The following is an 11,540-nucleotide window of genomic DNA, read 5'->3' on the forward strand; positions in this document are numbered from 1 at the left end:
CGGCAACTTGTGGTGCAGCACACAAGCGAAACTGTTTCGTTTCGCCAGGCGGGGGGAGTTACCTTCCATGTGTACGAAACAGTTTCGTTCGCCGGGTTGATCATCGACTGACGTACGATCCAACAGGCACACAGGGAGGAGGCCGGCACATGGCAGGCAGCAGGCTCACGCCGGAACGCGAGAGCGAGCTGTACACCGCCGTGCTCGACCTGCTCGGCGAGGTCGGCTACGAAGCCCTGACCATGGACGCCATCGCCTCCCGCACCCGTTCCAGCAAGGCCACCCTCTACCGCCAGTGGGGGAGCAAGCCCGAGCTGGTCGTCAAGGCGCTCCGCAACGACAAGCCGGTGCACCTCGCCGATGTCGACACCGGATCGCTCCGCGGTGACTTCCTCGCCGTGATGGCGCGTACGGACGACTGCCAGATGGAGAAGAACTCCGCGCTGCTGCGGGGTCTGACCCATGCCATCCACAACAACCCCGATCTGTTCCAGGCGCTGCGGGAACTGCTGATCGAGCCGGAGATGACCGGCCTCGGGACGCTGCTCCAGCGAGCCGTGGACAGAGGGGAAGTGCGTGCGGACAATCCGGCGCTTCCCTACGTGCCCCACATGATGATCGGCGCGTTCGCCGCTCGGGAGCTGGTCGACCACCACCCCGTCGACCAGGCGTTCCTCACCGATTACGTCGAATCCGTGGTGTTCCCCGCCCTCGGCGTCTGACGTCCCCGCTCCTCCCGTACGGCCCTCTCCCCGACGCTCCACCTGACACGCCGCTCTCGTCGTCGGGCTGGTTCCTCACGCCCTTTTCCACTCAACGACCCGACCGGGAGTACATCCTCCGTGGCCACATTCCTTTACAAACTGGGACGGCTCGCCTTCCGGCGACGCCGCTACGTCGCACTGGTCTGGGTGGCGCTGCTGGCGCTTGCCGGATTCGGTGCCGCCTCCGCGTCGACCGCCACCTCCAGCTCCTTCTCGATCCCCGGCACGGAGGCCCAGCGGGCCTTCGACCTGCTGGAGGAACGTTTCCCCGGTGGCAGCGCCGACGGCGCTACCGCCCGTGTCGTCTTCAAGGCCCCCGAGGGCGAGAAGGTGACCGCGTCTGCCAACAAGGCCGAGATCAAGGACATCGTCGGCGAGCTGAAGTCCGGCTCGGACCAGATCGCCTCGGTCGCCGACCCCTTCGCCGCCAAGGCCGTCAGCCAGGACGGTTCCACCGCCTACATCTCCGTGTCCTACAAGGTCAGCTCGATGGAGCTGACCGACGGGACACGGGACGCGCTCAAGGACGCGGGCGAGGCAGCGCAGAACAGCGGAATGACCGTGGAGATCGGCGGTGACGCACTCCAGGTGATGCCCGAGACCGGCGCCACCGAGATCATCGGCGTCGCCATCGCCGCTGTGGTGCTGGTGATCAGCTTCGGATCGCTGATCGCCGCCGGGCTGCCGCTGCTCACCGCGCTCATCGGCGTCGGTATCGGCGTCTCGCTGATCACGGCCCTCGCCAACGTGCTCGACCTGGGCTCCACCACGTCCACGCTCGCGATGATGATCGGCCTCGCGGTCGGCATCGACTACGCGCTCTTCATCGTCTCCCGCTACCGCGCCGAACTGGCCGAGGGCAGGGAACGGGAGGAAGCGGTCGGGCGGGCCGTGGGCACGGCGGGATCCGCTGTGGTCTTCGCCGGTCTGACGGTCGTCATCGCGCTGGTCGGCCTGGCCGTCGTCAACATCCCGATGCTGTCGAAGATGGGCTTCGCCGCCGCCGGCACGGTCGCGATCGCCGTACTCATCGCGCTGACGCTCGTCCCGGCGCTGCTGGGCTTCGCGGGCAAGCGGGTCAACGGACGCAGGGCGCGCAAGGCCGCCGAGGCGGAGAACAAGCCCGAGGCGAAGCCGAACATGGGCACCCGCTGGGCGCGGTTCGTGCTGCGCCGGCCGGTGTGGGTGCTGCTGGTGGGTGTCCTCGGCCTCGGCGCCGTCGCCGTGCCGGCCACCTCGCTGGAGATGGGCCTGCCGGACGACGGCTCGCAGCCGAAGAGCACCACGCAGCGCCAGGCGTACGACACGCTGTCCGACGGCTTCGGCCCCGGCTTCAACGGTCCGCTGCTGGTCGTCGTGGACACGAAGGGCGCCTCGGACGGCAGGACCGCCGTCGACCGGGTCTCGCAGGAGATCGAAGGCATCGGTCATGTCGCCGCCGTCACCCCGGCCACCTTCAACAAGGCCGGTGACGCCGCGACCATCACGGTCATCCCGAAGGACCGGCCGAGCTCCACGGAGACCGAGGACCTCGTCCACGCCATCCGTGACGCCGGCGGTGAGATCAAGGACGACACGGGTGCCGAGGTGCTGGTCACCGGTGCCACGGCGATGAACATCGACTTCTCGGAGAAGATGAACGCAGCGCTGCTGCCCTACCTGGCGCTCGTCGTCGGGCTGGCCTTCCTGCTCCTGATGGTGGTCTTCCGCTCGCTGCTGGTGCCGCTGAAGGCGGCCCTCGGCTTCCTGCTCTCGGTCGTCGCGGCCCTGGGCGCGGTCGTCGCGGTCTTCCAGTGGGGCTGGTTCGGTTCCCTCCTCGGTGTCGAGCAGACCGGTCCGATCATGAGCATGATGCCGATCTTCATGGTCGGTGTGGTCTTCGGTCTCGCGATGGACTACGAGGTCTTCCTGGTCACACGCATGCGTGAGGCGTACGTCCACGGAGAGTCGCCCGGCCAGGCGATCGTGACGGGCTTCCGCCACGGGGCCCGGGTCGTCACCGCGGCCGCGGTGATCATGATGGCGGTCTTCGCCGGCTTCATCGGCTCCAGCGAGTCGATGATCAAGATGATCGGCTTCTCGCTCGCCATCGCCGTCTTCTTCGACGCCTTCGTGGTCCGCATGGCCATCGTGCCCGCGGTGCTCGCCCTGCTCGGCAGGCATGCCTGGTGGCTGCCGAACTGGCTGGACCGGATCCTGCCCAACGGCGACGTGGAGGGCGAGGGCCTGCGCAAGAACCTCTCCGACGGCCCGGCCGAGGGCGGCGGGGGGCGGGAACTGGTCCGCGCGTGACGAGCGGCCCGGCCCTTACCGGACCGGGCCTCACTGACTCCGGGGTCCACGTCCGAGCGGAACGCGTCCCCCGGTGCTCCGGTCGACCGTGGGGACGGGGGACCGGAGCGGCGGAGCGCCCCCCGTGCGCGCGGCACGGGGGCTCTCGCCGTGTGCGGACGCGTTCAGGCGCCGGTGGCGGACGGGGCGGCGGCCTTGCGCGTCACCGCGCGGGCGCGGGTCCTGGTCAGGAAGCGGATCAGCGGCGCGTTGTCGAGCTGGAAGACGGCGACGCCGTCGGCTGAGTGCAGCTCCAGGACCAACTGGGCCCGGCCGCACGGCCAGACGCGTATGTCCCCGCGGGTGACGGGGGAGCGCAGCCCGCGTTCCAGGAGGTCGATGCCGAAGGTCCAGTCGACTTCGCCGGGGAGGCGGACCTGGACGGTCTTAGGATCCTCGGGGTCGTAGCGCAGGTCGACCGGGACCAGCCGGGGGTCGGGGCCGTCCGTGACGAGCCGGGCACGTATGTGTTCGTGGATCACGAGGGACATGGGCCGGCTCCTCCTGTGTGAAGATCTCTTCCCTTAATGTCCCATATTTTCCCATTTAGGCATGTCCGGGGAGGCGGATTAGTTGTCACTCGTGCGCTCTTGCGAGCCCTTCGCAACAGTGTCCTATCATTGAGCGGTTCCCGACCCCGCCCGAAGTAACGCCCGAAAGCGGAGCCACTCCATGCATGTACCCGACGGATTCATCAACGCACCCGTCTCCGCCGTCGCGGGCGTCGTCGCCGCAGGGGCGGTCGCCGTCAGTCTCCGCGGGGCCCGCCGTGAACTCGGGGGAGAACGCACGGCTCCGCTGGCCGGACTCGTGGCCGCGTTCATCTTCGCCGTGCAGATGCTGAACTTCCCCGTCGCCGCCGGTACCAGCGGCCATCTCCTGGGCGGGGCGCTGGCGGCGATCCTGGTCGGCCCCTACACGGGGGTGCTCTGCATAGCGGTCGTCCTGCTCATGCAGGGCGTCCTCTTCGCCGACGGCGGTCTCACCGCGCTCGGCGTGAACATCACGGTGATGGGTGTCGTCACCACCGTGGTCGCCTACGCACTCTTCCGCGGCCTGACCCGCGTGCTGCCCCGCACCCGCCGCTCCACGACGGCCGCGTCGTTCGTCGCCGCGCTGGTCTCGGTGCCCGCCGCCGCCGCCGTCTTCACGCTGATCTACGCGATCGGCGGGACCACCGACGTGCCCGTGAGCAAGGTCCTCACGGCGATGGTCGGCGTCCACGTCCTGATCGGCATCGGGGAGGCGGTGATCACCGCGCTGACCGTCGGCGCCGTCCTCGCGGTCCGTCCCGACCTGGTGCACGGGGCCCGCGGCCTCGCGGCCCCGCTCAAGCTCCGGGTCGCCGGCGAACTCGTCGACGCCCCGGCCGCCGTGCCCGCCCCCGCCCCCGCCGCCGCCCGGTCGACCCGCAAGGTCTGGGCCACCGGGCTGGTCACCGCGCTCGTCCTCGCCGGTTTCGTCTCCTTCTACGCCTCCGCCAGCCCCGACGGCCTGGAGAAGGTCGCCGCGGACAAGGGCATCGACCAGAAGGCCCAGGAACACCGCGCCGCCGGCTCCCCGCTCGCCGACTACAGCGTCAAGGACATCGGCAACGCCCGGATCTCCGGAGGCCTCGCCGGAGTGATCGGTGTGGGCGTCACGGTCGTCGTCGGCAGCGGGGTGTTCTGGACGGTGCGCCGTCGCCGAACGCCCGACGCACCCCTGATCCGCACCGCCGAGTCGGTCTGACATGGGAGCCGGACACGCGCACAAGCTCTACCGGCACGGGCACTCGCCCGTCCACGATCTCCCTCCGCACTGCAAGCTCGCCGCGGTCGTCTGCTTCGTCGTGGTCGTCGTCTCCACGCCGCGCGAGGCCGTCTGGGCCTTCGCGCTGTACGCGGCGCTGCTCGCCGCCGTCGCCGCCGTGGCCCGGATCCCCGCCGGGTTCCTGCTGCGGCGGCTGGTTATCGAGGTGCCGTTCGTGGCGTTCGCGCTGCTACTGCCGTTCGTCGTACCCGGCGAGCAGACCGAGCTGCTCGGCGTCTCCGTCAGCGTCCCCGGACTCTGGGGCGCCTGGAACGTCCTCGCGAAGGGCACCCTGGGGGTCGCCGCCTCGGTGATCCTGGCCTCCACCACCGAGCTGCGCTCCCTGCTGCTCGGCCTGCAGCGGCTGCGGCTGCCGCCCATGCTGGTCCAGATCGCGTCCTTCATGATCAGGTACGGCGACGTCATCACCGACGAGCTGCGCCGGATGTCGATCGCCCGGCGCTCCCGAGGCTTCGAGGCGCGCGGGGTGCGGCACTGGGGTGTCCTCGCCAAGACGGCGGGCGCCCTGTTCATCAGGTCCTACGAGCGCGGCGAGCGCGTCCACCTCGCGATGGTCAGCCGCGGCTACACCGGCAGCATGCCGGTCATCGACGAGGTGACCGCCTCCCGGACCCAGTGGGCGCACGCGGCGGCACTCCCCCTGTTCGCTCTCGTCGTGTGTCTGCTGGGATGGACCGTATGAGCCCGACCACCGCTTCCGTATCGTCCCTCGAGGTCAGCGGCCTCGCCTACGCCTACCCGGACGGCCACCAGGCCCTGTTCGGCGTCGACCTGACCGTGGCCCGCGGTGAGCGCGTCGCGCTGCTCGGCCCCAACGGCGCGGGAAAGACCACGCTCGTCCTCCACCTCAACGGCATCCTCGACGCGGGTGCCGGCAGCGTCCGGGTCGCCGGGATGCCCGTGCAGAAGAAGAACCTGGCGGAGATCAGGCGCCGCGTCGGCATCGTCTTCCAGGACCCCGACGACCAGCTCTTCATGCCGACGGTCCGCGAGGACGTGGCCTTCGGTCCGGCAGCCGCCGGGCTGCGCGGCCCCGAGCTCGAGGACCGGGTCATGACCGCGCTGAAGCGGGTCGGGATGGAGGAGTTCGCGGCGCGGCCCCCGCACCATCTCTCCTTCGGCCAGCGCCGACGGGTCGCGGTCGCCACCGTGCTGGCGATGGAGCCGGAGATCCTCGTCCTGGACGAGCCGTCCTCCAACCTGGACCCGGCCTCCAGGCGTGAACTCGCCGACATCCTGCGCTCCCTGGACGTCACCGTCCTGATGGTCACCCATGACCTGCCGTACGCCCTCGAACTCTGCCCCCGGGCCGTGATCCTCAGCGACGGGGTGATCACCGCGGACGACCGTACGCAGGACCTGCTGTGCGACGACGGGCTCATGCGCCGGCACCGGCTGGAGCTGCCCTTCGGCTTCGACCCGCGTTCCGTGTCCGTTCCGCGTCCGTGAACAGACGGTGACCCGCCACCCACTTCACCTGCGAAGGGATGCACCATGGAGGGATGAGCGGGAGCGCGGGAGCAGGCGTGGACGTACGGGGCACTGTGACGCCGGGATTCGAGGCGGTACGGGACGCTTTCGTCCGTAACTTCGAGCAGCGCGGGGAACGGGGGGCGGCCGTCGCGGTCTACCGCCACGGCCGCAAGGTCGTGGACCTGTGGGCCGACACCAGGGACGTGGACGGCACCGAACCCTGGGCCGTGGACACCGTCCAGATCGTCCGCTCGGCCGGCAAGGGCGTCGCCGCCGCCGTGCCGCTGATGCTGCACCAGCGCGGACAGGTGGACCTGGACGCCCCCGTCGGCACCTACTGGCCGGAGTTCAAGGCGAACGGCAAGGAGCGCGTCCTCGTGCGCCACCTCCTCGCCCACCGGGCCGGGCTCGCCGCACTCGACGTGACGCTGACGCCCGCACAAGCGGCCGACCAGACGTCCGGGCCGCGGGCCGTCGCCGCCCAGGAACCCCTCTGGGCGCCGGGAACCGACCACGGCTACCACGCCCAGACCTTCAGCTGGCTCGTCGCCGAACTGGTCCGCAGGGTCACCGGGCGTACCGTCGGACGCTGGGTCGCCGAGGAGATCGGCCGCCCGCTCGGTCTCGACTTCTGGTTCGGGCTCCCGGCGGACGAGGCGCACCGGATCGGGCGGATCGGGCCCGTCGAAGCCCCGCCGGCGGAAGGGGGCGGAACCCTGCGCGTGCGCCCCAAGCGCTCCGTCGTCGAGGCCTACGCCGACCCCGACTCACTCACCCGCCGCGCCTTCGGGGCGATCGCCCCCTTCCCCGACGAGAACGACCCCGCCTACCGCGCGGCCGAACTCCCCGCCTCCAACGGCGTCGCCACCGCGCGCGGCCTCGCCCGCTGCTACGCCGCGATGATCGGGGAAGTCGACGGGCAGCGCCTGTTCGCCCCCGCCACCCTCACCCTGGCCCGCACGGAGGAGTCGGCGGGACCGGACCGGGTGCTGGTCGTCAGCACCCGCTTCGGACTCGGCTACATGCTGCACGGCCCGGCAGCACCGCTCCTGGGCCCCGGATCGTTCGGCCACCCCGGACGCGGCGGCTCACTCGGCTTCGCCGACCCCGAATCGGGCATCGCCCTGGGATATGTGACGAACGGTCTGCAGAAGGGAGTCACCGCCGACCCCCGTGCCCAGGCCCTGGTCAGGGCAGTACGGTCGGCGCTATGACACCTCCACGCTTCCATGGGTACGCGGCGCTCCTCACCGGCGCGGGACAGGGCATCGGAGCCGCCTCAGCGCGCCACCTCGCCTCGGAGGGCGCGGCCGTCCTGGTCACCGACCTGGACGCCGGCCGCGCCGAACGCACGGCGGAAGGGATACGCGAGGCGGGCGGCACCGCTGAATCCCTGGCCTGCGACGTCGGCGACCGCGCGGCGGTCGAGGCCGCCGTCGCGCACGCGGCCGCCGTCTTCGGCCGGCTCGACGTCCTGGTCAACAACGCCTACGCCAACCACGACGACGCCGCGCTCTTCGAGGACGAGGACGACGCGTCCTGGGACCACACCCTGGACATCACGCTCAGCGGCCCCTACCGCTGCTCCCGTGCCGCGCTGCCGCACCTGGTCGCGTCCGGGCGCGGAGCGATCGTCACCATCGGCTCGGTCAACGGCGAGCAGGACTTCGGCGGCCACGCCTACAGCGCGGCCAAGGCGGGCCTGGCGAGCCTGACGCGCACGCTCGCGGGTCACGCGGGACCGCGGGGCGTCCGCGTCAACCTCGTCGCACCGGGCACGATCCGTACCGACGCCTGGGCGGGCCGCGACGCCGAGCTGAAGCGGGCCGCCTCGCTCTACCCACTCGGCCGGATCGGCGAGCCGGACGACATCGCGTCCGCCGTCGCCTTCCTCGCCTCCCAGGACGCGGCGTGGATAACCGGCACGACGCTACGGGTGGACGGCGGCCTCCTGGGCGTCAACACGGGATTCCGCAAGGCCATGACGGGGGAGTCCGAAACTCGGTAGGGGGTGGCGGCCCGCGCTCCGCTCCGGCCGCCCGTCAGGACTCCGGCTCAACTCGTGTGCAGCATCAGCCCGATGCCGACCACCATCAGCCCGGCGGCCGCGATCCGGGGGCCGCCGAACTTCTCCTTGAAGAACAGCGTCCCTATCGCGGCACCCACGATGATCGAGGATTCGCGGAGCGCGGCGATCGGGGCGAGCGGTGCCTTGGTCTGCGCCCACAGGACGAGCCCGTACGCGGCGACCGAGAGCGCCGCGCCCAGCAGTCCCCGGGCCATGAACGGCCGTAGGCTGGGGAGTAGTTCGCCCCGTCGGCGCAGGCAGGCGTACGCCGGGATAGCCACGCCCTCGGCGATCATGAGCCAGCCGATGTAACCGACCGGTGTGCCCGAGGCGCGCACCCCGACCCCGTCGACCGTCGTGTACCCGGCGATGGCCAGACCGGTGGCCAGGGCCGCCAGGATCGCGGGCCAGTGGGGGCGCCTGCCGGAGCCGCGGATGCCCCACAGTGCCAGCCCGACGAGCCCCGCGGAGGCCACCGCCACCCCCGCCGTCGCCCAGCCGTCGGGGCGCTCGCCGACGAACACGGCGGCGAGCACCGTCACGACCAGCGGGGCCGTGCCCCGGGCGATCGGGTACATCTGGCCGAAGTCGCCGAGGGTGAACGAGCGCATCAGCAGCAGCATGTAGGCCACGTGCAGGCCCGCGGAGACGAGCAGGTACGGCCAGGCGTCTGTGGCCGGAAGCGGAGCGAAGCAGACCAACACGGCTCCGATGAGTGCGCCGCCGCCGGAGATCAGGGTGAAGGAGAGCAAGCGCCCCGCGCTACGACCCCGCGCGCAGCACCGACGCCACCACCGGGCCTGCGGCGTCACCGCCGTGGCCGCCGGACTGGACGACCGCCGCAGCCGCCAGGTCGTTGCTGAAGCCGGTGAACCAGCTGTTGGACGTGGACTGGCCGTCGACCTCCGCCGAGCCCGTCTTGGCACCCTTGTCGCCGCCCACGGAGGCCATGGCGGTCTTGCCGGTGCCCCAGGAGGCGGTGGCCCGCATCATGTCGTTCAGCTGCCGGGTGACGTTCGGCGACAGTGAGCGGGGTGCGGTGGCCAACTGCCGGTCGTCCAGGGACTGCGGGACGATCACGGGCTGGTGGAAGGTGCCGGTGCGGGCGGTCGCCGTGATGGACGCCATGTTGAGCGCGTTCATCTGGACGGTGCCCTGGCCTATGTACTGGGCCGCCGCCTCGCCGCCGGTCTCCTCGGGCACCTCGCCGTCGACGGAGGTGACGCCGGTTTTCCAGTCCAGCCCGATCCCGAAGACGTCCCGCGCCTCCTTGGGGAGGGCGGAGTCGTCCTTGGTGTCGTCGATCAGCTTGATGAAGGCCGTGTTGCAGGAACGGGCGAAGCTGGTGGTGAAGCTGGTGGAGGCGGGAAGCTCGAAGTAGTCCAGGTTGTGGAACGTACGCCCCTGGTACATCACCTCCTTGGGGCACTCCGTCGGCCGGTTCGCCGAGACGAGCCCCTTCTCCAGGAGCATCGCGGCGGTCACTATCTTCAACGTCGAACCGGGTGCCTGGGTGCCCTGCATCGCGGCGTTGAAGCCGGTCGCCGGGTTGTTGGCGACCGCGCGGATCGAGCCCGTGGAGGGCCTCACGGCCACCACGGAGGCCTGGCTGAACTTCTTGACCGCCTTCTCGGCCGCGGCCTGGGCGTCGGCGTCGAGCGTGGTCTGCAGCTTGCCCGGTTTCCCCTTGGCGAGCGTCAGGAGTGTGGTGTTCGCCGCTGACCCGCCCTCGGGCTCCATCCAGGTCTCGATGCCCGGGGAACCACCGGTGGTGTCGCCGTACTTCTCGCGCAGGGTGTCCAGGATCGGCCCGAGCGACGGGTAGGTCTCCTTGTCCAGCACCTTGCCGTTGTGGTCCACCGCCTCGATCGAGGCGGTGGCGGACTCGCCCGTCTTCAGCGTCGCGCCCTCGGTGAGCTGCGGATGGATCACGGTGGGCTGCCAGTCCACGAGCGCCTTGCCGGTGGTCAGACCGCGCACCACGGTCAGCTCGGAGGCGTACGACCAGGGCTTGGTCTTCCCGTCGTAGGACACCGTCGCCTTCACCGTGTACGGCACCTTCGCGCCGACGGCCGGGCCTGGAGTGATGACCGCGTTCGTGACGTGGGCGTCCTCGGCGAAGCCGGTCAGCAGCGGCTCGGAGGCGGCCTCGTTGTTCGTGAGCAGCGAGGCGGCGGTCCCGTCGCCGGACGCCCACGCGGCGAGGAACTCCTTCGCGGTCGCTTCCGTCTCTTCCCCGCTCGGTGGCCCGGTCTTCACCTCGGACGACGCTGACGCCGTTGCGGTGTCTCCGTCCCCGCCCCCCAGCACCAGGCTGTACGCGCCGTAGCCGAGCCCTCCGCTCACGAGCACGAACACCCCGCCGATCACGGCGACTTTCGCTCCACTGCGCATTGCGTGGTCCCCTCCCCCGGAGTCTCTCTTGAACGCGTTCAAGAGAGCTGTCGATGGCACCCTACGTGACAAGGGGGAGGCCTGAGGCGGTTGTTACAGGACCGCCGAAGGAGACCGGCTTGAACAGGTCGACGGACCAGCCCTTGATCAGCGGCCAATGCGGGCTTTGTGACCGTGGACATGTCGTGATCACCGACCCACAGCACGAGACGGCCGGTGTGCTCGTCCGGGACGGGTTCGGGCCACACGCACCCCAGCGGGCGCCGCCGCCCGGACGCCGGCTTGTCCCGTCGCTCGATGACGTCGGTGAAAGTGACGCCGTAGGGGAGATATCCCTCCGCACGCCATGCGGGACCGTCGCGGGTGATGGGGGCAGTGAAGGTGAGCCCGTCCCGGCCCTTGCTCTGCATCTGGTTGATCGCAGTGATCCCGAGAGCCCGACAGGCCCGAGAGCCCCGAGGGCCCGCAGCACGATGTCACTGGTGAGCTTGGGCGCCTTGGTCATCTCCACGGCGCGGGTGATGACCGGTGCGTCGGCCTGAGTGCCGGCCGACCCCTGGAGTCACCCCGATGGGCTGGCAGTGAGCGACCGGCATGCTGGGCTAACGACCTTGGGGGAATTAGTGATCGTCCCGGTCGGGCCGTGACATGAGAAGGACCGCACGGGTTAGGTGAGTTGTGAAGCTTTCCTGGGCCCG

At 70.6% G+C, this 11,540-nt stretch carries 9 protein-coding genes and 2 pseudogenes; 7 read left to right on the forward strand and 4 right to left on the reverse strand.

Features of this window, described 5'->3' with window-relative positions:
• Positions 1–149 precede the first annotated feature (149 nt).
• Both ACFU5K_RS16065 and ACFU5K_RS16070 read left to right on the forward strand, forming a co-directional pair.
• Entirely contained in the window at positions 150–722 is a 573-nt protein-coding gene (locus ACFU5K_RS16065) for a TetR/AcrR family transcriptional regulator (protein ID WP_384061442.1), read from the forward strand.
• A 120-nt stretch (positions 723–842) separates the two neighbouring features.
• Entirely contained in the window at positions 843–3,056 is a 2,214-nt protein-coding gene (locus tag ACFU5K_RS16070) for an MMPL family transporter (protein WP_384061445.1), read from the forward strand.
• Between the two features lie 164 nt (positions 3,057–3,220).
• On the opposite strand, the gene ACFU5K_RS16075 is transcribed toward ACFU5K_RS16070, so the two are convergent.
• Positions 3,221–3,586, reverse strand: a complete 366-nt coding sequence (locus tag ACFU5K_RS16075) for an SsgA family sporulation/cell division regulator (protein ID WP_384061448.1) — start codon at positions 3,584–3,586, stop codon at positions 3,221–3,223.
• A 181-nt stretch (positions 3,587–3,767) separates the two neighbouring features.
• On the opposite strand from ACFU5K_RS16075, the gene ACFU5K_RS16080 reads away from it, so the two are divergent.
• The 5 genes from ACFU5K_RS16080 (at position 3,768) to ACFU5K_RS16100 (ending at position 8,388) form a co-directional block, all read left to right on the forward strand.
• Positions 3,768–4,826 (forward strand): energy-coupling factor ABC transporter permease, encoded by a 1,059-nt coding sequence (locus ACFU5K_RS16080; protein WP_384061450.1) that lies wholly within the window; start codon positions 3,768–3,770, stop codon positions 4,824–4,826.
• A gap of 1 nt (position 4,827) precedes the next feature.
• A complete protein-coding gene (cbiQ, locus tag ACFU5K_RS16085; protein WP_384061452.1) occupies positions 4,828–5,589 on the forward strand; it encodes a cobalt ECF transporter T component CbiQ in 762 nt (253 codons plus the stop codon).
• Positions 5,586–6,356, forward strand: coding sequence for an energy-coupling factor ABC transporter ATP-binding protein (locus ACFU5K_RS16090; protein ID WP_384061454.1), 771 nt, complete (start codon positions 5,586–5,588; stop codon positions 6,354–6,356). The genes cbiQ and ACFU5K_RS16090 overlap by 4 nt, the downstream gene beginning before the upstream one ends.
• 77 nt (positions 6,357–6,433) lie before the next feature.
• Entirely contained in the window at positions 6,434–7,594 is a 1,161-nt protein-coding gene (locus ACFU5K_RS16095; protein WP_384061465.1) for a serine hydrolase domain-containing protein, read from the forward strand.
• On the forward strand, positions 7,591–8,388 hold the full coding sequence (locus ACFU5K_RS16100) for an SDR family NAD(P)-dependent oxidoreductase (RefSeq protein ID WP_384061456.1): 798 nt from the start codon (positions 7,591–7,593) through the stop codon (positions 8,386–8,388). Before ACFU5K_RS16095 ends, ACFU5K_RS16100 begins: the two co-directional genes overlap by 4 nt.
• Before the next feature lie 47 nt (positions 8,389–8,435).
• Here ACFU5K_RS16100 and ACFU5K_RS16105 read toward each other — a convergent pair.
• The 3 genes and pseudogenes from ACFU5K_RS16105 to ACFU5K_RS16115 form a co-directional block, all read right to left on the reverse strand.
• Positions 8,436–9,203, reverse strand: a pseudogene (locus ACFU5K_RS16105) (EamA family transporter); the annotation flags it as partial.
• A 7-nt stretch (positions 9,204–9,210) separates the two neighbouring features.
• Positions 9,211–10,842, reverse strand: coding sequence for a penicillin-binding transpeptidase domain-containing protein (locus ACFU5K_RS16110; protein ID WP_384061459.1), 1,632 nt, complete (start codon positions 10,840–10,842; stop codon positions 9,211–9,213).
• A 103-nt stretch (positions 10,843–10,945) separates the two neighbouring features.
• A pseudogene (locus ACFU5K_RS16115) lies at positions 10,946–11,398 on the reverse strand (cell division protein FtsK); the annotation flags it as partial.
• Between the last annotated feature and the right edge of the window lie 142 nt (positions 11,399–11,540).

The sequence above is a fragment of the Streptomyces sp. NPDC057428 genome, from assembly GCF_042803195.1.
GTDB lineage: Bacteria > Actinomycetota > Actinomycetes > Streptomycetales > Streptomycetaceae > Streptomyces.